Source organism: Burkholderia cepacia (genome assembly GCF_001718835.1).
Lineage (GTDB): Bacteria > Pseudomonadota > Gammaproteobacteria > Burkholderiales > Burkholderiaceae > Burkholderia > Burkholderia cepacia_F.
The window spans coordinates 1,851,695-1,872,144 of the sequence record NZ_CP013444.1; the positions used below are offsets into that span (position 1 = coordinate 1,851,695).

The 20,450-nt window shown below is 64.2% G+C and carries 14 protein-coding genes; 9 read left to right on the top strand and 5 right to left on the bottom strand.

What is annotated here, in order from left to right:
• The first annotated feature begins 65 nt into the window (after positions 1-65).
• Both WT26_RS28315 and WT26_RS28320 read left to right on the top strand, forming a co-directional pair.
• Positions 66-503, top strand: coding sequence for a carboxymuconolactone decarboxylase family protein (locus tag WT26_RS28315; RefSeq protein ID WP_059530635.1), 438 nt, complete (start codon positions 66-68; stop codon positions 501-503).
• Positions 504-513: 10 nt separating this feature from the next.
• On the top strand, positions 514-930 hold the full coding sequence (locus WT26_RS28320) for a cupin domain-containing protein (protein ID WP_069274492.1): 417 nt from the start codon (positions 514-516) through the stop codon (positions 928-930).
• Here WT26_RS28320 and WT26_RS38855 read toward each other — a convergent pair.
• From WT26_RS38855 to WT26_RS28325, 3 genes are all read right to left on the bottom strand, one after another.
• Positions 924-1,055: a hypothetical protein gene (locus tag WT26_RS38855; protein WP_257785707.1), complete on the bottom strand. Its 132-nt coding sequence runs from the start codon at positions 1,053-1,055 to the stop codon at positions 924-926. The genes WT26_RS28320 and WT26_RS38855 overlap by 7 nt on opposite strands.
• Before the next feature lie 177 nt (positions 1,056-1,232).
• Entirely contained in the window at positions 1,233-1,514 is a 282-nt protein-coding gene (locus WT26_RS37730) for a hypothetical protein (RefSeq protein ID WP_155123242.1), read from the bottom strand.
• Entirely contained in the window at positions 1,511-10,042 is an 8,532-nt protein-coding gene (locus WT26_RS28325) for a hemagglutinin repeat-containing protein (RefSeq protein ID WP_069274493.1), read from the bottom strand. The genes WT26_RS37730 and WT26_RS28325 overlap by 4 nt, the downstream gene beginning before the upstream one ends.
• A 784-nt stretch (positions 10,043-10,826) precedes the next feature.
• On the opposite strand from WT26_RS28325, the gene WT26_RS28330 reads away from it, so the two are divergent.
• Genes WT26_RS28330 through WT26_RS28350 form a run of 5 tightly spaced genes read left to right on the top strand, consistent with a single transcriptional unit; the run spans position 10,827 to position 16,074 of the window.
• Positions 10,827-11,501: a TetR/AcrR family transcriptional regulator gene (locus WT26_RS28330; protein ID WP_069274494.1), complete on the top strand. Its 675-nt coding sequence runs from the start codon at positions 10,827-10,829 to the stop codon at positions 11,499-11,501.
• Between the two features lie 5 nt (positions 11,502-11,506).
• Positions 11,507-12,460: an HlyD family secretion protein gene (locus tag WT26_RS28335; RefSeq protein WP_069275172.1), complete on the top strand. Its 954-nt coding sequence runs from the start codon at positions 11,507-11,509 to the stop codon at positions 12,458-12,460.
• Positions 12,457-13,416 carry an ABC transporter ATP-binding protein gene (locus tag WT26_RS28340; RefSeq protein WP_059666671.1) on the top strand — a complete coding sequence of 320 codons (960 nt, stop codon included), beginning with the start codon at positions 12,457-12,459 and terminating at the stop codon, positions 13,414-13,416. The genes WT26_RS28335 and WT26_RS28340 overlap by 4 nt, the downstream gene beginning before the upstream one ends.
• Positions 13,413-14,567, top strand: a complete 1,155-nt coding sequence (locus tag WT26_RS28345; RefSeq protein WP_059732745.1) for an ABC transporter permease — start codon at positions 13,413-13,415, stop codon at positions 14,565-14,567. Before WT26_RS28340 ends, WT26_RS28345 begins: the two co-directional genes overlap by 4 nt.
• 4 nt (positions 14,568-14,571) lie before the next feature.
• Positions 14,572-16,074 (top strand): efflux transporter outer membrane subunit, encoded by a 1,503-nt coding sequence (locus WT26_RS28350; protein WP_081333775.1) that lies wholly within the window; start codon positions 14,572-14,574, stop codon positions 16,072-16,074.
• Positions 16,075-16,185: 111 nt separating this feature from the next.
• Here WT26_RS28350 and WT26_RS28355 read toward each other — a convergent pair whose 3' ends face one another.
• Complete coding sequence (locus tag WT26_RS28355) at positions 16,186-17,409, bottom strand: porin (protein ID WP_069274495.1); 1,224 nt, start codon at positions 17,407-17,409, stop codon at positions 16,186-16,188.
• A 128-nt stretch (positions 17,410-17,537) separates the two neighbouring features.
• On the opposite strand from WT26_RS28355, the gene WT26_RS37735 reads away from it, so the two are divergent.
• Positions 17,538-17,759 carry a hypothetical protein gene (locus tag WT26_RS37735; protein WP_155774702.1) on the top strand — a complete coding sequence of 74 codons (222 nt, stop codon included), beginning with the start codon at positions 17,538-17,540 and terminating at the stop codon, positions 17,757-17,759.
• A 152-nt stretch (positions 17,760-17,911) separates the two neighbouring features.
• Here the strand turns inward: WT26_RS37735 and WT26_RS28360 are convergent, their stop codons facing one another.
• Positions 17,912-18,976 (bottom strand): phytoene/squalene synthase family protein, encoded by a 1,065-nt coding sequence (locus WT26_RS28360; protein WP_069274496.1) that lies wholly within the window; start codon positions 18,974-18,976, stop codon positions 17,912-17,914.
• Between the two features lie 324 nt (positions 18,977-19,300).
• Between WT26_RS28360 and WT26_RS28365 the strand changes: the two genes are divergently transcribed.
• The gene (locus tag WT26_RS28365) at positions 19,301-20,443 is read left to right on the top strand and encodes a glycerophosphodiester phosphodiesterase (protein ID WP_069274497.1); all 1,143 of its coding nucleotides are present in this window, start codon (positions 19,301-19,303) and stop codon (positions 20,441-20,443) included.
• Positions 20,444-20,450: the final 7 nt, after the last annotated feature.

A 20,450-nucleotide genomic window follows, 5' to 3' on the forward strand; every position in this document is an offset into this window, starting at 1 on the left:
CCAGTCCACTCGTTAATCTGGGTCCTGTCGCGCCACCGTGCGCTCCAACCGAAAAAGGACCTGCCATGCAACCGCGCCTGAACTTCTATACCGCCAGCCCGAACGCCATCAAGGTGATGCGCAACGCCGAGGACTTCATCGCAAAAAGCTCGATCGAGAAGCCGCTCGCCGAACTCGTCCGCCTGCGCGCGTCGCAGATCAACGGCTGCGCGTTCTGCGTCGACATGCACACGACCGACGCACGCAAGGGCGGCGAAACCGACCGCCGTCTCGCGACCGTCGTCGTGTGGCGCGAAACGCCGTTCTTCACCGAGCGCGAACGCGCGGCGCTGGAATGGACCGAGGCGTTGACGCTGGTGGCCGACAACCACGTGCCCGACGCCGTCTGGGAGGCCGTGAAGCCGCACTTCACCGACGAGGAGCTGTTCGACCTGTCGATGCTGATCGCGACGATCAACTCGTGGAACCGCTTCGCGATCGCGTTCCGCAAGATGCCCGAGTAAGGAGGCGGCCATGACTCGCAACGTTTTCATGCGCGCCGCCGCGTGCGCCGCGCTCGTGCTGGGCGCGACGATGCCGGCCGCGCACGCGCACGACGGCGGCGACAATGTGCGCTCCGTCATGCAGCAGGCCGTGCCGGAAGCGCCCGGCAAGCTCGCGGTCGTCGCGACCGTCGACTATGCGCCCGGCCAGGCTTCGGAAGCCCACCGGCACCTCGGCTCGGTGTTCGCGGTCGTGTCGAAGGGCGAAGTGCTGTCGCAGGTGAACGGCGGCCCGCTGCACCGTTATCGCGCCGGCGAAGGCTGGTACGAGGCGCCCGGCTCGCGCCACCAGGTGTCGCGCAACGCAAGCGCGACCGAACCCGCGCAGATCGTCGTGTTCGGGTTGACGGGGGAGAATATGCCGCTCAAGTCGGCGATGGATCAGTAGGGGCTGGCGCCGGGCCCGGCGTGCCGGGCGCCGGCGGCTTGACCGGCAACCGGCGCGACCGGTCGTCCGCGCTCGTCTTGCCCGTTGAAATCGAATTGGTCATCCGCTCGCTTCGTCTTGTTCATCTTCTTGACTCTCCTTGCTTGAGTTTAAACGCTCAGCAAGGAATTCGTTTTTCGGGGGCGAGCTCACAGGATCGCATCCACCACGACGAACAATTCGCCGCTGAACGACGGCCTCGACGTCGCCTTCATTCCAAGCGTTCATAAACACCGAGCCCGGCAACAGCCGGCCTCGGTCGTTCAGATCTTGCGGTCAGACTTGAACCAGGGACCGAATTTCTCCGGATCGTCGCTCAGCATCCCGACCTTGCGCAACGGCTTCGGCAACAATCGAATATGTAAAACCAGAAGAACAATAAAGAATGGAAGGCCTATAGCAAATACAGAGATGCCATCACTCAGCCCCATCAGTTTCCGACAGATACCAATCACGATGACCGTATAGCACCCCGTACTAAAAACCGATACTAGGAAAACCATGAACCATATTTGAGCCGTCGCATAGAGTCGTCGCCAATTCATTTCTGCTCTCCTGCGTGGCGAATGTCATTGATGACCGTTGCTCCCTTCGAACCAACTCCAAACAGAAGAATGCCCTGCGTCGTCCCGTAGGGCGCCGCTTGGTTAATGAATGGAATCAAGGTGTTGTTATTGATACGCGGCACGGTCACGCCAAACATCGCCCCCGGACGATTCAGACCATCAGCATTACCCATCTTGAGCGGGACTGGCGCTTTCAAGGCCACAATCGCGGCTACCAGATTCAACCCATCATATGCGACATCCCCCCAACCAGCAGGCAATGCCTCATTAAACCCATACCGCAAAGGATTCACTCCAGGAGAACTGATGCCGTTGTAACGGTTGTAAAGACCATCCGCACCTTCTGCCATATCACCCAATCCAAAAACGATCATTCCTCCACCGCCGAGAGCACAACCCAGACCGCTTGTACAAAGTCCCGCTCCCGTCTTTACCGTCACACCACCAACAACGATCTTCGCCGTATCCTTCGCCACACCAACCGGATCGTTCTTCAACGCATCACCAGCCTTCTGCCACGGCGTGTACTCGAACAACCCCGCTTCCTTCTGCTGATTCACCCAATCCAGTTGCGGCTTCAATTGCGATGCCTCGACCTCGCTCACGAAGTTCTTGTTCCGTGCCTCGCTCCCCTCCGGATACTCCGACCAGCACTTCACCACGTAGCACGCCGCGCGCGTCAGCTTCTCTTGCTCGGCCTTGTCCTTACCTGCTTTCTCCGCGATCGCGTCCTTCTCATTATCGTGCAACTGCCGATTAAACCGATCCACGTTGTATCCCGAGAACGCCCCCGATTCCCCACCCACAGCCACTCCAGCCCCCGTCGCAAGCGCGTTCGCCACGATGTTACCCAGCGCCTGATTCATATTGGCATTGCCGGTCGGATCGCTGCCTGCAATCCCGCTGCTCAGCTCGTTCAGCTTGCCGGACGCGATCGACGCAATTGCCGCACCGGCTGCGCCACCTACTGCATTACCGCCCGCCAGTCCAGTCACCAGCGCCGCGCCGGCACCTTGCATCAGCGCGCGGTTCGCTCCGCCTTCCTTCCACGCGTCAACACCTGCCTGGTCGCCATTCGCCGCGGCATCTTTCATCATCTTGTCCGCATAGTCCCCGATCCGGCGCGACACCACTTCACCCGCCGCGCTGGCCGCAGCCATCATGTCCGCTTGATTGCTCAAGAGATTCTGCATGTCCGGAAGTTTGGCGACCGCTCCGTTCGTGTTCGTCGTATCGCGATTCAAGCTGGCGACGTCCTGCTTCTGGTTCGCCGAGTCCGTGATCGTCACCGTCCCCGCACTCACGCCGCTCTTCGTCGTCGCGCTATCACTGCCGCTGTCGTTCTGCCCAAGCATGGGCGCGGCGCCGCCGGCATTCTTGCCCGACGCGCTGCCGTGCGTGCTGTAGTTCATTCCACCGTCGCCGGTCGTCGCGCCCGCACTGAAGCCGCTCGAGCTCGCATCGTAGTGCGACTGGTTCTGGACGTCCGAGAAGGACAGCGAACCTGTCGTCAGCGAGTTCTTCGACGCGTCCGCGTCGCTCGCGATCAGTCCGCCTTTCAGGTCGGTATTACCGGTGACGTTGATATTGAAACCGCCATCGCCCGCGTGAATCCCGGCCTGTTCGTTGACGCCCGCATAGCTGCCCGACGCATTGCCCTTGCTCTGGCTGAAGTTCGCACTTGCGCCGCCCTGACTGACGCTGAAGCCGCCGCCCGAACTCGACTGATGCGCCGCGCTCGACAGCGTATCCTGCACGCTGACGATGTTCAGATTCCCGCCCACATCGGCGTTCACCTGATTGCCCTTCACGTTCGAGCCGATGATGTTCGTATCGCCGCCCGAGATGATCGTCACATTGTTTGCTGCGCTTACATGGCTATTGTTCTGCGTGGCCAGATCGCTGTTGCCGTCGCCGTTGGCCTTCGACATCGCCGCGGAAACACCGAACCCGCCCGTGCCGACGGACACCCCCACGCTCGCGCTCTTCGACTCGTTCGTGCTGCGCGTCGAATCCGTATCGGTCGTATTGACGATATTGACCTGATTCTTCGCTGCCAGGATCACGTCGTTTGCGTTCACGTTCGAACCAACGATCATCACATTGCCGCTGCCCGGCTGACCATTGCCGGTCGCCGCAAACGCCGCCGTTCCACCCGCGGCGACGCTGGAGCCGCGATTCGTCACGCTGTCTTCGGAGAATGCGCTCTTGCTGTGACTGCTGCCGACGCTGACTTCGACCTTGAACTGAGGTGTCTCTCCCGCCCCCAGCGCCCGGACCACATCGCCCGCGGCAACGTTCGCGTCCCATGCCGCGCTGGCCGCGGCCATCCCGTGCAGCGCGGCTGCCCGGCCGTCCTGGCTATTGCTGGACGCACGCGATTGACCCACAGCGTTCGATATCGCGTCGATCACCGGTGCCTTCAGTGCCAGCGTCAGGCCGCTCTTGGAGACTTCCTGCGTTTCACCGCGGTGGTTCTTGTCCTGCGCCGAGTCAATCGTCACGTTCGCGCCTGCCCCACTGAGATTCTTCGCTGCGATCAGGTCGCTGCCCGTCACGTGCAGATCGTTGCCAGCCGTGATGCTCAGGTTACCCTTCAGCGAACCGATCGTGCTGGCGTTGTTCGACACCTCGGTCGTCTGGCTGGTCGTCTTCAGCGAACTGCTGCCCACCGACACCGACAGTCCGCCGCCCGACATCAGCCCGGATTCCTTCTTGTTGTAATAGCTCGATGACTGCAAGGTGTCCTGCGACGTCGTAACCGTCACGTTACGCGCTGCCGTGAGCGTCACGTCGTTCGTTCCGACGATGGTGCTGCCCTGAACATTGACGTCCTTTCCGCTGACAATGTTCACGCCGTCCGCCGATACCAGACTGCCGCGATTGAGCGTCATCGTCTGATCGATCCCGCTTGCGATCTTCGTTCCGCTCAACACGCCGCTACGGCTATGCGTTTCATGCGAACTGTATTCGTGCGTCTCGGTTGCCGCGCCGACGTTCACATCGCCGGCCGCCAGCAGGTTCGCGTTGCCCTTGTCGAGGCTGAGCGTGCTACCGGAGAGCGTTATATCCTTGCCCGACACGATATTGACCGTGTCGCCGCCCTTGAGCGTCGTCCCGGTCACGGTTTCATTCACCGCATGCAGGGTCGCGGCCGAACTGCGGCCACGACTGCTGCTGGAACTATTGCTGTTGATGGTGGACGTTGCGCTCGCCGCACCAAGCGACACATCGCCCTTCACGGCCACCGTGCCACCTTGCCCAAGATCGATCTGCGCGCCCTTCGCCGTCAGGTCGCCGCCGACGCCGATTTGCGACACGCCGCCGACCTTCACGGAACTGCCGACCGCCTGATTGACGTCCACGTCCGACACACCATTGGCGCGATGCACGACCGTGTGCTCGCCAGTCTGCTGCGCACCGAGATTCCAGTTGCCCCCGACCTGCATCCCCAAATTGCCGCCGACGTTCAGGTCTCCCGCGTTCTGCTGGAAATTCCCTCCAGTCACGATCGCCGCATTGCCTGCTACATCGATTTTCGCCTGCGGCCCGAGCGTCGTCGTGATGCGCGTTGCGCCCGTGTCGTTGACTTGCTTGACGGTTTTTGCTGCGGTATCGAGAATCAGGTCCTTGCCGGCGTCGAGCTGCAAACTGCCGGCCTTCACGTTCGCGGATGTCAGATCGACGTCGCCCGTCGTCGTCAGCTTCATCAAGCCGCCGCTTTGCAGCGCGCCGAATGCGTTGTCGATCTGCTTGCCTTCCACCGACAGCGTATTCGCCGCCTTCATCGTGCCGCTGTTCGTGAACGTTTGTGCGTTCTTGAGATCGATGTCGTTCGCCGCGATCAGCGGACCATGCCAGTTTTCCTGACTGGCTTTTGCCAGATAGACGACCGGCACCAAGACCGACTGTCCGCCAACGACGCGCGTCTCCATCAGGATCACGTTGCTCGTCAGTTGCGAAACCTGTTCAGGCGACAGGCTCATGCCGAGCGGAAGGCTGAGCGACTTCGACAGCGATGCACCGGCCGCCATCAGCGATTCGTACATCGACTGCGTATCCGTGTACGGTCCCAACACGGCCTTGCCCGTCAACGACGTAATTTCATTGCGTACCAACTGCTGCTCGTAAAAGCCGTCGCCGAGCCGCTTCGGAATGTGCGTCAGGTCAACGCCGATCTGCTGGAAGAAATAATCGCTCGAAATGAAATTCTTTTGGTTCGTGAACGCCGGATTGGTCTCGATGACGTACGGTGCATTCGGCGCAATGGTTGGCTTGAACAGCCCGCCTTGCGCAAGGGTGAGATTGTTCAGGACGTTGAGCGCAGTCGCACTCGCGATCACCGGATTGACCATCGTCGGCGTGGTGCCGTGCACCGCGCCGGAATTGACGGGCAACGACTGACCGGCCACCAATCCAAGCGACGGAATCGACGCGTTGCCTGCGGTGTTGTTGATGCTCACGCCCGTACCAGACAACGTGCCATTCGTGACGAGCGTCGATTGATAATCGGGAATCTTGAATTCCTTCACATCGGCCGGACCATTACATCCTTTATCGCAGAATGAATAGGTCCAGTCGTGTTCACTGTTGTCGTAGTTGTTGTAGTGATAATGCCCCGAATAAGTGACTGTCAGACCTGGCGCTTGCTGCCCCGATGCTTTCCAGCCGTCCGCATCGTAATTCGCAGGCATTTCGATGCCATTGACAGCGGCAATATTGCTCCAATAGTTTTGAAGCGTGCCAACCGACGATGCTCCGAGTTTTCCGCCCGAAACAATTTGGCCAGCAGGACTGATGTCTTTTACCGTATTCGCAGTCGCGACACCTGTATAGGTCGTGCGTTGATACCTGCTATTCCATTGGCCTTCATGGGGCGGATCAATAAAGATTCCGCCGATTTGCTTCCTCAATTGTTCGATGACAGAAGGATCAGCCTTTGCAAGATCAATCCCCGGAACATCATATGCGCCGTTGCATGCGTCCGTGAAATAGGCCGCGCAACCGGACATGCTGATGCCAAGCTGTTGCAGCCACGCCGGATCGACGTTGTTGGTATAGCCGGTCGTCGTCATCACGCGACGCGTGTTCGTCACCTGATCGGCATGCAATTCCATATCACCGCCGGATTGGATCAACGCAGACTGGTTACGGATCAGTGCTGCATGCGTGTAATTCCCGTTCGCATCCTTGCCACCGGCCAACACGACCTTGCCCAAGCCGTAAATGGCCGTCTGCGCCATCGCGTCCGCCGCAGTCGTATCGTCACGGTTTTCGATATCCCGCGATAGCAGTTCGAGCGTGCCGTTGCTATCCGATGCGCCAATCAACGCGGTCGGACCGATGTTCGACAGTGTGCTGTCGGCAACGAGCGAAGCACTGCCCCCGACCATCACGCCGGTATTCGTCAGCGTATTCGAATGCGTTTTCAGCAGATTCCCGGCCGCGATTGCGCCGCTGTTCACGATATCGCCTGCGTGGATGGACAGGTTGTTGACCGATTGCAGGCCCGCACTGTTGGTGAACGTGCCGGGCAACGTGAACGCGAGATCATGACCCGCGCTGAATTGGTATGCCGGCGTGCTCGAAAAATCGCCCTGCAGATTCAGCGACGCATCATGGGCCGCACTGTACGTGCCGCCACCAAGCAGCGTGCTGGCCGATACCGACAAGTCGTGCGTCGCACCGATTTTCCCGTTCGTGTTCGTAATCGCGCCGGTCGTTGCGATGTCGACATTGCCATCGGCGACGTTGCCGATTTTGCTATCGGTGTTGTCGAGCGTATCGCTACGCACCTGAACGTTCGCCCCGCTCATCTGCGCTCCATTCGTATTGACGATCGAAGCAGCTTGCGCGGTCACGTCACCGTTACCGGTGATCGTGCCTGCGCTGTTGAGCAGTTGACTGCCGCCTTGTACCGATGTCGCGCCGGTCCCAAAATCCGCAATCAGCCCGCCCGAATTCTGAATCGTTGCTGCGTGTACATTCAGCATGCTCGTATCCGGACGAGCATCGGTGCCCGCTGCAATTTTCCCGTTCTGGTTGTCCAGCCTGCCGCCGCTCGTCAACGACATACCCGCTTGCGAGCGAATCAAGCCTTGCGAGTTCGCCAGATCGCCCGCGATGTTCGCGACAATGCCGTGACGCGCCGCGAAAGTCCCTTGCGCGTTGTTCCATGAATCTGCTTGAACAGCGGCCTGCCCATTGGTAACGACGGAGCCACCGACATTGCTGAAAGCACCTGTGCGGTTGCCCGGCTTCACCATCAGCACGCCTGATCCGCCATGCGTGATCGTGCCGCCATCGTTCAGCAACGTAGCCGATGCGAGCGTCAAGTCCGTGCTGTTGGTCTGCAGCGTGCCGCCTTGCGAATTATCGAGCGTACCGGAGACATTAACCGCGATCGGACCGGTCCCGGTCTGCGTGATGACGCCGTTGTGATTGACAAGATCGATACCATTCAACGCAACCTGCGTCGCTTGTACCGTGCCACCGCTGTTGTCGATCGTGGTGCCATTCACGGTCGCCGACTGACCGACGATCGTGCCGTTCGCGTTCGACAACCGCGCGCCCGCATCGACCGTCACGGATTGTGCTGCCTTCAGCGAGCCGCCCGAGTTGTCAACGGCTTGCCCGGTCACGTGCAGGTCCGTATTGGCCGTGATGACGCCTTGATTGACGATGGTGCCGCCTTGTACGTTGACGCCACCGTTACCGCCGATCACTCCGCCTTGCGCGCCGGTTGAGGTCGTACCGCTCGCGTTGATCAGTTGCCCGGTCGTTGTGATCGACAGGCCGTCGCCGTTCAACGACGTGACGCGCCCCGCCGAATTGTCCAACGACGCTCCGGAAATATTCACTCCGCCTGCGCTTTGTATCGTCCCTTGGTTATTCGCGAGCGCGCCGCCGTGCACCTGCATCGAGTCTTCCGATACGAGCGTGCCGCCCCGATTGTCGAATTGGCCGGACGACTGCACAGTCAGCGGACCTTGCGTCGATACCTTGCCGCCTTGGTTCGAAATGCTGCCCGCAGCGAGCGTTGCATGACTGCCGCTTGACAGGCTGCCGTGATCATTGATCAACGCACCCGCCGCATTGGCATTGACCGCACCCTGTGCGCTCGTCGTCGCATTGGAAAGGTTTAGGTCGCCCGCGTTCGCGTTCAGCGAGAGATGGCCGTTTGCAGCCGTTTGACTGCCGGAAAGATTGACAACGCCACCAGAAATCGACGCGTTGCCGCCTGCGACGTTCTGACCGGTCGCCGTCAGCTGGCCCGTGCTCGACAAATTCAGGTCGCCGCCCTTTCCGACGGAACCGTCGTTATTGACGCCTGCGCCGAGCGTTCCCGTCGAATTGACGCTGCCCGCGTTGACCGTCGTATTTTCCTGCGCCGCAAGCGTGCCGCTGTTCGACAACGCGCCGCCGGTCGATACATTGACGTTCTGCTGTGCGTACGTCGTGCCGGAATTTTGAATACTGTTCGCGGTTGCGGTAAGGTTACCGCTGGCAGTCGTCTTGCCAGTCAATACCAGTTGGCCATTCGACTGCAGCGTCAGATCGCCCGCTTGTGCGGCAATCGTTCCGGCGTTTGCGACACCCACCCCGTTCTCGTTCGATACGAGGAGGATGCGGTTGCTATACATCCCGCCGAGTTGGCTCACGTCGATCGCAATGGCGGGTGCAGCGCCATCGCCGGCGATCGGCATCGCGGCAAGCGTGTCGTGATTGACCTGAGCCGCGCCTGCGATCACGTTCAGGTTTTTCGCGTAAATTGCCGCGTTCGCTTGCACGGCACGGGAAATCAGGTCGACCTGATCGACATTTGCGGCATTGAGACCCGCCCCTTGCACGGAAATCAGGCCACGGGTTACGTTGAACCCGCCGAGCGAACCATCGGCGCCGTAGTACGGCTGGCCTGTCGTCAACGTCGCACGGCTTGTATTGATGAATCCCCCGCCATCGACGACGATGCCGGACGGGTTCGCCAGGACAACTTCGGCGCGGCTACCCGCGACCTCGACATAGCCTCGCAATTGAGAGGGGTTCGGGCTGTTGACCTGGTTGACGATGATCCGCGCAGACTGGCCCGGGCCAAAGTTCGGGTTGCCGTTGATATAGCCCGCCTGCTGCGTTTGAACAATCGTCGATGAGTTGTTCAGAATCGCGCCGTTTTTCTGGACATCGAACTGGTTGTACGTATTCACGGACACGCCAGCTCCCGAAGGCGCAGCGATATTCACCTGCGGCAGGCCATTTTGCGTCTGGATGACGTGCGTGTTGGTGCCCGGCGTCGGCGCGATTTGCGCGATACTCGGCAGCGGCACACCAAACAGCAATGCAGCGGCCATCGCGATGGGCCCACATACGACGCGAAATCGTCGCGATTCGAGCAAGGCAATCGATCCATGCGCAATTCCGGCCGCACGTGGCGCATTACCGTTTTCTTGAACGACAATCATCGCACCCCGCGCGCGATTGAACACCACCCGATAGCGATTCTTGTTCATTCTTCGTTCGACGCGGATCGCGCCTCTGCTTCAGATTTCGATTGGATTCAACGTCCATTTCGCCGGACGCCGTTAATCTGGATCGCGATGAGAATTAGGACGACGATATTTTTTCTCATGCACGTCGCGATTGCACGCTTCAGACGCACCGCGTGCAATCGATTTCCTCTATCCGTGACGCGATCGTAGCAGACGCGAGGTACTGCGTATTGTCAGAGATGATCAAATCGATGAGCGAAGTCTCAATTTCCCACAATCAAGCCAAGGAATATATTAAAAAAACACTCCCGAATTAAAATTTTCATAATGTATTCAGAATGTCAATTCGAAGCAGGACGTGACTTTATTGGGATAGGTGCGACGTGGTTTTAGACAAGGTGCCAATCGTGAATACTGCACACGATCGCGGTCGTCGATACCGTTCGACTGCCGCTTTGAAGCGACCCGCCTGGGGCAGTTCACGATCGGACGACGGGCTTGGCAGAATCCCGGCCGCATCGTCACCCACGGCATGCCTCGCACCGCGCAAAGAATCCGCGCCGATGGCAAGGAGCCGCACCGATGACGTTCAGCGGCTGGATCGTCAACGGATGTCGCTGACCCGCCGGAACCGGAACCGCCACATTTCCGTAGCCGCTCCCTTCATTCCCACACCGTCCCCCACCACACCGCCCCGCCCCCGCCCCGCACACCCGCGCCCCGCTTCGCACTCCGCCTGACGACCGTCAACTTCGTCGAAAACCCTTCCTTGAAATTAACTAACTCATCAATTAGCGTCGACTTCATGAACGCGAAATCCACCGTCGCCAGGCCGCGCGGGCGCCGCCCGTCGGTCCACGATTTCGACCTGCGCGACCACATGCTCGACGTGGCGATGCAGCTGTTCGCCGAGCGCGGCATCGCCGCGACGACCGTCGCGCAGATCGCCGCCGCCGCGGGCGTCACGTCGGCGATGGTCCACTACTACTTCACGAATCGGGAGCGGTTGCTCGACGCGATCGTCGAGGAACGGCTCGCACAGGCGATCGCGTTCGTGTGGCGACCGACCGCGCCGCAGATCGACGACGATCCGTTCGCGCTCGTCGGCGAACTCGTCGACCGCTTCTTCGACGTCACGCACCGCATGCCGTGGCTGCCGTCGATCTGGCTGCGGGAGATCGTCCACGAAGGCGGGCTGCTGCGCGAACGGATGGTCCGGCGCATTCCGCTCGATCATGTCGGGCGCTTCGCCGAACGCATCCGCGGCGCGCAGCAGGCCGGCACGCTGAACCCCGCGCTCGAACCCGCATTCCTGTTCCATTCGATCGTCGCGCTGGTGATGCTGCCGCTCGCGACCGCGAAACTGTGGCAAAGCGCACGCGGCATGCCGCCGATCGACCGCGACGTGCTGCACCGGCACGTCCGCGCGCTGCTCGGTTCGGGCATGCAGCCGCCACCCCGCTCAGGAAGGCGATCGTGAACGCGATGCGCGCCACGTCGCTCCTGCTGGCCGCCGGCATCGCGCTCGCCGCCTGCGGGCAGCGCGCCGACGAGCGCGCTACTTACCAGGGCTACGTCGAAGGCGAATTCGTGTACCTGTCGTCGTCGCAATCGGGCACGCTGACGCAGCTCGCCGTGCAGCGCGGCCAGAGCGTCGCCGCGAACACGCCCGCGTTCGCGCTCGAGGCCGTCAGCGAAACCGCCGCGCTGCTGCAGGCGCAGCACCAGCTCGCGGCCGCCCGCGCGCAGCTTGCCGACCTGCGGACGGGCAAACGCCCGCCGGAAGTGAACGTCACGAAAGCGCAGCTGGCCCAGGCCCTCGCGCAGGCCGGCAAGGCCGCCGACCAGCTCGCGCGCGACGAACGGCAATACCGGGCCGGCGGCATTTCGGCGCAGCAGCTCGACGATTCCCGCACGGCGGCGCGCACGAGCGCCGCCCAGGTGCGCGAGCTGCGCAGCCAGGTCGACGTCGCGCGCCTGCCGGGCCGCGCGCAGCAGGTCGCCGCGCAGGCCGCGCAGGTCGATGCCGCGCAGGCGGCCGTGGCCGAAGCGCAATGGAAACTCGACCAGAAGCGCGTCGCCGCCCCCGTCGCCGGACGCGTGTACGACACGCTGTACCGTGTCGGCGAATGGGTGCAGGCCGGCAATCCGGTCGTGCAGATGCTGCCGCCGCAAAACCTGAAGGTGCGCTTCTTCGTGCCCGAGGCCGCCATCGCATCGCTCGCTGCGGGGCGCACCGTCGCGATCCGCTGCGACGGCTGCGCGGCCGACGTGCCCGCGCGCATCACCTACGTGTCGAGCGAAGCCGAATACACGCCGCCCGTGATCTACAGCAACGAGAGCCGGAGCAAGCTCGTGTTCATGATCGAGGCGCGCCCGGCCGTGGCCGACGCGCCGAAGCTGCATCCGGGCCAGCCCGTCGCCGTGAGGGTGCCGTGAACGCGCCCTCCGCCCCGTACGCGATCGACGTCGATCGCCTGAACAAGCGTTTCGGCGACAAGCATGTCGTGAAGGACGTGTCGCTGCGCGTCGCGCGCGGCGAGATCTTCGGCTTTCTCGGGCCGAACGGCAGCGGCAAGACCACGTCGATCCGGATGATGTGCGGGTTGCTCACGCCCGACTCGGGCAGCGGCACCTGCCTCGGCTACGACATCGTGCGCGACAGCGCGCAGATCAAGCGGCGCGTCGGTTACATGACGCAGCGCTTCTCGTACTGGGAAGACCTGTCGATCCGCGAGAACCTCGACTTCGTCGCGCGCGTGTACGGGATGCCCGACCGCAAGGCGGCCGTCGCGCGCGCCCTCGACGGGCTCGGCCTCGCGAGCCGCGCCGACCAGCTCACGGGCGCGCTGTCGGGCGGCTGGAAGCAGCGCCTCGCGCTGGCCGCCTGCATGCTGCACGAGCCGGCCCTGCTGCTGCTCGACGAGCCCACGGCCGGCGTCGACCCGGCCGCGCGCCGCGACTTCTGGGAAGAACTGCACCGGCTGGCCGCACAGGGGATCTCGGTGCTCGTCAGCACGCACTACATGGACGAAGCCGAACGCTGCCACAAGCTCGCGTACATCGCGTACGGCGAGCTGCTCGCGCAGGGCACGTCGGCGGAGATCGTCGCGTCGCAGGGGCTCGCGACCCGCGCGATCACCGGCGGGCACCTGGCCGAACTGTCCGCGCGACTGCGCACGATGCCGGGCGTCGACCAGACGGTCGTGTTCGGTTCGGCGCTGCACGTGAGCGGCCGCGATCGCGCGCGGCTCGACGCGACGCTCGCGCAGGTCGCGGCGCAGGCCGGCGGGCCCGCCGCGCTGCAGGTCGCGCCGATCGACACCGGCCTCGAGGACGTGTTCATCTACATGATGGGCCGCGCATCCGCGCCGCCCGGCGGAGCGTCGTCATGAACGCGTGGGCGCGCTTGCGCGATGCGTTCTCGGTCGCGCGCTGGTGGAGCATCGTGCTGAAGGAGTTCCTGCAGCTGCGCCGCGACCGCGTGACGTTCGCGATGATCGTCGGCGTGCCGATCATCCAGCTCGCGCTGTTCGGCTTCGCGATCAACACCGATCCGAAGCACCTGCCGACCGCGGTGATCGTCGCCGACGCGAGCCCGTTCGCGCGCAGCTTCGTCGCCGCGATGCGCAATTCCGCGTACTTCGACATCGTCGGGACGCTGCCCGACGAAGCGGCCGGCCATCGTGCGCTCGCGCGCGGCGACGTGCTGTTCGTATTGAACGTGCCGGCAGACTTCTCGCGCCGGCTGCTGCGCGGCGAGCGTCCGTCGCTGCTCGTCGAGGCGGACGCGACCGATCCCGTCGCGACCGCTTCGGCGATCGGCGCGCTCGCCGGCCTCGTGCAGCCGGTCGCGGACAAGGACCTGACCGGCCCGCTCGCGCACCTGAACGGCCGGCCGGCCGCCTTCGACGTCGTGCTGCACCGGCTCTACAACCCCGAGGGCATCACGCAGTACAACGTCGTGCCGGGCCTGATGGGCGTGATCCTGACGATGACGATGGTGATGATGACGGGCCTCGCGATCACGCGCGAACGCGAGCGCGGCACGATGGAAAACCTGCTCGCGACGCCCGTGCGGCCGCTCGAGGTGATGACGGGCAAGATCGTTCCGTACGTGCTGATCGGGCTGATCCAGGTGTCGATCATTCTCGCGGCCGCGCGCTTCGTGTTCGAGGTGCCGTTCGTCGGCGGCGCATTCGCGATCTACCTGTCCGCGCTGCTGTTCATCGCCGCGAACCTGACCGTCGGCATCACGCTGTCGTCGCTCGCGCAGAACCAGTTGCAGGCGATGCAGCTCGCCGTGTTCTACTTCCTGCCGAACATCCTGCTGTCGGGCTTCATGTTCCCGTTCGCCGGGATGCCGAAGTGGGCGCAATTCATCGGCAACCTGCTGCCGCTCACCTACTTCAACCGCCTCGTGCGCGGCATCCTGCTGAAAGGGAACGGCTGGAGCGACCTGTGGCCATCCGTGTGGCCGGTCGCGCTGTTCACCGTCGTCGTGATGGGCATCGCGTTGCGCTTCTACCGGCGCACGCTCGACTAGAAGCATGACGACGCCGCCCGCCCCGCGCCGCGCCCGTCCTGCCGCATGCGGCGTCGCCGTTGCCGCCTCCATCGCCGTTTCGCTGCTCGCCGGATGCGCGGTCGGCCCCGACTTCAACCCGCCGGCCGCGCCGCCGACGCAGCGCTACACGCGCGGCGAACCGCCGGCGACGACGGCCGCCGCGAGCGGCGCGGCCGGCACCGCGCAGACCTTCTCGAACGCCGCGCACGCGCCGCCGCGGTGGTGGACGCAATTCGGCTCCGCGGCGTTGAACCGGCTCGTCGACGACGCGCTGCGGCACAGCCCGACGCTTGCCGAAGCCCGCGCGCGGCTCGACGAGGCGCGGCAGAGCTACGTCGCCGAAGCCGGCGCGACACGGCTGCCGAGCATCGACGCGAAGCTGTCCGGCACGCGCGAGCAAGTCGACATCGCGGCGTTCGGGCTGCCGGCCAATGTGCCGTCGCCGGGGCCGTTCACGCTGTATGACGCGTCGGTGAGCGTGTCGTACGTGCTCGACGTGTTCGGCGGCAACCGGCGCGCGCTCGAGGCGCTGCGCGCGCAGGTCGACTACCAGGCCTATACGCTCGACGCCGCACGCCTGACGCTCGCGGGCAACGTCGTCGCCACCGCGATCCTGCGCGCGTCGCTCGCGCAGCAGGTTGCGCTCACGCGGCAGCTGATCGACGCGCAGACGCGGCAGTTGCGCATCGTCGAAGCGCGCCACGCAGCGGGCGGCGTGCCGCTCGCAGACGTGCATGCGCAGCGTGCGCTGCTCGCACAGACACAGGCGTCGCTGCCATCGCTCGCGACCCGCCTCGCGCAGTCCGGCCACCGGCTCGCGATCCTGCTCGGCGCGCCGCCGTCCGACGCGGACCTGCCCGACGTGCCGCTCGACGCGCTCGCGCTGCCTCGCACGCTGCCCGTCGCGCTGCCGTCGACGCTCGCGCGCGAACGGCCCGACATCCGCGCCGCCGAAGCCGTGCTGCACCAGGCGAGCGCGAATGTCGGCGTGGCCACCGCGAACCTGTATCCGCGCTTCGCGATCTCGGCCGGCGCGGGCTCGGAGCGCACGCGCATCGCAGACATCGTGAACGGCCTGAACATCTGGAACATCGGGCTGAACCTGACGCAACCGCTCTTTCACGGCGGTGAACTGCGCGCGAAGAAACGGGCGGCCGAAGCGGCCTACGACGCCGCGTTCGCGAGTTACCGGGAAACCGTGCTCGAGGCGCTGCAGCAGGTGGCCGACGCAATGCGCGCAGTCGAGCACGACGCGGCCGCGCTGCAGTCGCGCGACGTGGCCGCGCGTGAAGCCGAAGCCGGCAATGCGATTTCGGCCGACCGCTATGCTGCGGGCGGGCTCAGCGAATTCGGCTGGCTCGATGCACAGCGGCAGGCACTGCAGACGGCGCTCGACCGTACGCGCGCGCAGGCCGACCGGCTTGCCGATACGGCGGCGCTGTTTCAGGCGCTGGGGGGAAGCCGGATGGAGGATGATGCGCGATGACGGCGCGCATGGCCGGAGCGAGTGCGCCCTGCCGGACGCACGAAAAAAAACCGGCCCGCAGGCCGGTTTTCATACCGCATGCCGCAAGCGGCGCTCGCGCGCCGCGCGACATCAGAAGCGGTGGATCATGCCGACGCCGACGCCGATCTGGTTCTGGCCTGCGCCAGCAGCAACACCGTCGCCGATCGCGGTCGTTGCCTGGACGATCGCGGTGCCCTTGGCGTTGAGCGTGTTACCGCTGGAGTGCTGGTAAGCCTCAACTGCGTACAGGCCCGTGCGCTTCGACAGGCTGTAGTACTGCGACACCGTGACCTGGTGGTACTTGGCCGAGCTCGTGATGCCGTTCGACTGCGTTGCCGCCGTGTACGAGTAGCCTGCCGCGAAGTCCCACTGAGCGACCGGCTTCCAGTGCAGCACGGCGCCAGCCGTGTTGAAGATCGCCGTGTTGTGGAAGAACGAATTGGTGCCCGGAATGTATTGAACATTCGAGTACGACGCCGAAATGTCCCACGCCGGCGAGAACTGGTAGCCAGCCGTGACGGCCAGGCGCTGTTGCGACTGTGCGAACTGGTAGCCATTGTTGATCGCCGACTGGGCCGGCTCGTTGCCGTCACCAGCCGCCGTCAGGCCGTTCTGGGCCGTCGAGTCCTTACCCCAGACCCCACCGCCCAGCGCCGAGTTGTTGACTCGCTGGTAGCCGACCGCGATGCCTGCCGGGCCGTTCAGGTACTGGATCGCCGCGCTCCACGTCGAGCCGCGGTTCGTCGCGCCTGCGACGCCGCCGAACGAGTACGAACCGCCGACCGTGAAGCCGTAGAACTTCGGCGACATGTAGACGAGCGAATTGTTCGCGCGGTAGCTGGTATCCAGCGAATCGATATCGCCCGGGTGCGCGCCGTAATAGCCGGTCAGCCAGGTCGTCGGGCTGTACGGCGACAGCAGCGTGTAGTACGCGGTGTACTGACGGCCGGCCGTCAGCGTACCGTACGTGCTGTTGGTCAGGCCAACCCACGCCTGGCGCGTGAAGATGCCGTTCGAGAACGTAGACGTACCGTCGGTGGTCTTCACGCCTGCTTCGAGCTGGAACACCGCCTTCGTGCCGCCGCCGAGATCTTCGCTGCCCTTCAGGCCGAAGCGGCTGCCTGCCCACACGCCGGTGGACATCGACACTTTCGAGTGGCCGCCCGACGTATCGCCGGTCTTCGCCGCTGCGTTGTTTTGGTACGCGATACCGTTATCGACGATACCGTACAGGGTCACGCTGCTCTGGGCGTGGGCGGCGGTAGCGGCTGCAAGGCCCGCTGCCGTCATGGCGAAAGCGACGCGCTTTTTCATTGATTCTCCGTCCTCAAAGAATGATTTCTTTTCTGGTGTGGTTTTATGAGTGACACATGTGCGAGTACATGCCGACGCGATTCTGACGGATTACCAATCATTTCCCAACATGTGCAGTCGGTCATCGTATGATCGACGCAACGCACGGGTTCACCAAACAGTTAGGAATCGCCGGCAACGGCACGACTGGCACCGGTTTCAGGCGTTTCCCGGTGAAAACCCTAGCTTTACATTTTTACGTGCGCGCCGCGCACGTCTCACGTCGTCAGACGCCTGCGTGCCCGGCTCGTCTGACGAATCGGCCGACGCAGGCTTTCATTGCGTTTCGCATGGCCGCGCAGGATGGCTGACGAATGTGGCAAACGTATTTCGACAACCGAAACGTTGCACTGCGGTGTTGCGTGAGTCGGAATGCTGCGGATGGCGAAGCGCTGGCGCCCGGCATTGCACCGGGGCGAATGGAAACGCCGGCGTGACCTCGCGCCGGCGCCTTCCCCATTGATCAGGAACGGGCCGCCGTCCTGATCGACGCGTCGACCGCGTCGATGAGGCGCGTCACCCGCGCGCGAATCGCCGTGTTCGAGCCGACCAGCGCGAGCGACGACGCCATGATCCGGTAGACGCGCTTTCTCGGCACCTTGGCCGGCTTCGCCGGATCGAGCCACGCGTCATGGCCGGCCAGCAGCTCGAGCGTTTCGAGGCCGATCATGATCGGCCACAGGCATGCCAGCCGCAGCCGCACGAAGCGGCGCGGGATCGCAACGGCATACAGGCACGCGTCGCGGTACTGATCCAGCGTCACGCGCAGCAGGTCGACCAGCACGCCGCGCGCGCGCGCCGACGCGTCCGGCGCAAGCAGGTCCGGCACGCGGAGCCCATGCGCATCCAGCACCTCTTGCGGCAGGTAGCAGCGGCCGATGCGCAGGTCTTTCGCGCAGTCGCGCAGGATGTTGGTCATCTGCAGCGCCTTGCCGAAGCGGATGCCCTTCCCGACCATGTCCGGCAGGTTCCAGCCGCGCGCGGCCGGCGTGTGCATGCCCGTCATGTCGGTCCAGAACTCGCCCACGCAGCCGGCGACGAGGTAGGTGTAGCGGTCGAGCAGCTCGCGCGTCCGCAGCGACGCGACCCGCCCCGACTGCTCGTCGGGGAACGTGCGCAGGTCGAATACCATCCCCGCCGTCAGCGTCGCGACGACCTTGCGGATCGACGCGCGATCGGCGTCCGGCTGCGCGCGCAGCAGCGCGAGCATCGGCACCATCGAGCCGAGCAGCACGTGCTCGTGCGAATCGGTCTGCATCCGCGTCACGTCCTCGAGCGCACGCGACAGCGCGACGCCGTCGCCGAGCTGCTCGATGTTCTCCCGCAGCTGCGTCAGCAGCGCCGCCCGGCGATCGGGCGCGACGAGCGCCGTATCGGCGATCGTGTCGGCCGCGCGCGCGAGCAGGTACGCGAGGCCGACCGGGTCGCGCATGCCGTCGGGCAGCACGCGCAGCGTCAGGTAGAAGGAGCGGGAAACGTTCTTCAGCAGGTCGCCGAGCAGGTAGGCGGAATCGGTTCGAGTCGTCATGGGTCCGGGAAATTCGGCCGGAGCGCGGGCCGGACGCGCACGGCGGCCGGCGCCCGCCCCCGTCCGCGAGTCGCCGCATCGCCCGGCGCGGCCGGCGGTCCGCCCGGCACGGCGATGCAAAATTCCCGCAAGTTTAGTGCATCCGGCGCAAGACCTGCCCACCGGCCAGCCGGCGCGGCACGAATCGGCCAGAAAGCGACGAGTAATATAGATGTAATGATCCGATGAGACGATCGCGTCCCGTTCGGCATCGTGTGCACGCCCGCGCACATCGCGCGCGGGGCGCCCCGACATCCGTCATTTCCGTTTCGAAGGTTCACCGACATGCTCTTCAAGCGCTCGTTCGCCCTCCGCTGCGTCCCCGTTGCCTGCGCCGCCACGTTCGTGCTCGCCGGCTGCGGCGGCGACGAAATCACCCGGGACCCCACCCAGCCGATTGCCGCGAAGGTCCAGGTGGTCGGCCATCGCGGCGCGAGCGCGCTGCGCCCCGAACACACGCTCGCGTCGTACCGCAAGGCGATCGAGGACGGCGCGGACGTGATCGAGCCCGATCTCGTGTCGACCCGCGACGGCGTGCTCGTCGCGCGGCACGAGAACGAAATCTCGGGCACGACGAACGTGTCGACGCTGCCGCAATTCGCGAGCCGCAAGGCGACCAAGACGATCGACGGCGCGCAGCTGACGGGCTGGTTCACCGAGGATTTCACGCTCGCCGAGCTGAAGACGCTGCGCGCCCGCGAGCGCATTCCGCAGGTCCGCCCCGCGAACACCGCGTACAACGACCAGTTCGAGATTCCGACGTTCGACGAAATCGTCGCGCTCGCGAAGCAGATGTCCGCACAGACCGGCCGCACGATCCACCTGTATCCGGAAACCAAGCACCCGACCTACTTCCAGTCGATCGGCCTGCCGCTCGAGGACCGCCTCGTCGATGCACTGCTGAAGGATTCGTACACGGCCCGCACCGCGACCGTCTACATCCAGTCGTTCGAGGTCGCGAACCTGAAGGCGATCCGCAACCGGATCAAGTCGAGCCAGCCGAACTGGAAGCTCGTGCAGCTGATGGACGAAGCCGGCCAGCGCCCGTACGACTTCGTGAAGGCGAACGACAAGCGCACCTACGGCGACCTGTCGACGCGCGACGGCATGCGCGAGGTCGCGACCTATGCGAACGGCGTCGGCCCGTACAAGACGTCGATCATCGCGGTCGCCGCGGACGGCACGCTGCAGCAGCCGACGCCGTACGTGCGCTACGCGCACGAGGCCGGCCTCGTCGTGCATCCGTATACGTTCCGCCCGGAGAACAACTTCCTGCCCGCGTCGCTGAAGGACGGCGGCACGCCGGCCACGCGCAACACGGCAGGCTCGGTGCGCGAGATCCAGGCGTACCTGCGCGCGGGCATCGACGGCTTCTTCACCGACGATCCGGCCGTCGGCCGCACGGCCGTCGATACGTTCCAGCGTTGAACGCCGC

What these genes read in the sequence shown, in the direction of transcription:
- WT26_RS28315 (WP_059530635.1), top strand. Translation starts at nt 66, where the DNA reads ATGCAACCGCGCCTGAACTTCTATACCGCCAGCCCGAACGCCATCAAG.
- WT26_RS28320 (WP_069274492.1), top strand. Translation starts at nt 514, where the DNA reads ATGACTCGCAACGTTTTCATGCGCGCCGCCGCGTGCGCCGCGCTCGTG.
- WT26_RS38855 (WP_257785707.1), bottom strand. Translation starts at nt 1,055, where the DNA reads ATGAACAAGACGAAGCGAGCGGATGACCAATTCGATTTCAACGGGCAA.
- WT26_RS37730 (WP_155123242.1), bottom strand. Translation starts at nt 1,514, where the DNA reads ATGAATTGGCGACGACTCTATGCGACGGCTCAAATATGGTTCATGGTT.
- WT26_RS28325 (WP_069274493.1), bottom strand. Translation starts at nt 10,042, where the DNA reads ATGAACAAGAATCGCTATCGGGTGGTGTTCAATCGCGCGCGGGGTGCG.
- WT26_RS28330 (WP_069274494.1), top strand. Translation starts at nt 10,827, where the DNA reads ATGAACGCGAAATCCACCGTCGCCAGGCCGCGCGGGCGCCGCCCGTCG.
- WT26_RS28335 (WP_069275172.1), top strand. Translation starts at nt 11,507, where the DNA reads ATGCGCGCCACGTCGCTCCTGCTGGCCGCCGGCATCGCGCTCGCCGCC.
- WT26_RS28345 (WP_059732745.1), top strand. Translation starts at nt 13,413, where the DNA reads ATGAACGCGTGGGCGCGCTTGCGCGATGCGTTCTCGGTCGCGCGCTGG.
- WT26_RS28350 (WP_081333775.1), top strand. Translation starts at nt 14,572, where the DNA reads ATGACGACGCCGCCCGCCCCGCGCCGCGCCCGTCCTGCCGCATGCGGC.
- WT26_RS28355 (WP_069274495.1), bottom strand. Translation starts at nt 17,409, where the DNA reads ATGAAAAAGCGCGTCGCTTTCGCCATGACGGCAGCGGGCCTTGCAGCC.
- WT26_RS37735 (WP_155774702.1), top strand. Translation starts at nt 17,538, where the DNA reads ATGATCGACGCAACGCACGGGTTCACCAAACAGTTAGGAATCGCCGGC.
- WT26_RS28360 (WP_069274496.1), bottom strand. Translation starts at nt 18,976, where the DNA reads ATGACGACTCGAACCGATTCCGCCTACCTGCTCGGCGACCTGCTGAAG.
- WT26_RS28365 (WP_069274497.1), top strand. Translation starts at nt 19,301, where the DNA reads ATGCTCTTCAAGCGCTCGTTCGCCCTCCGCTGCGTCCCCGTTGCCTGC.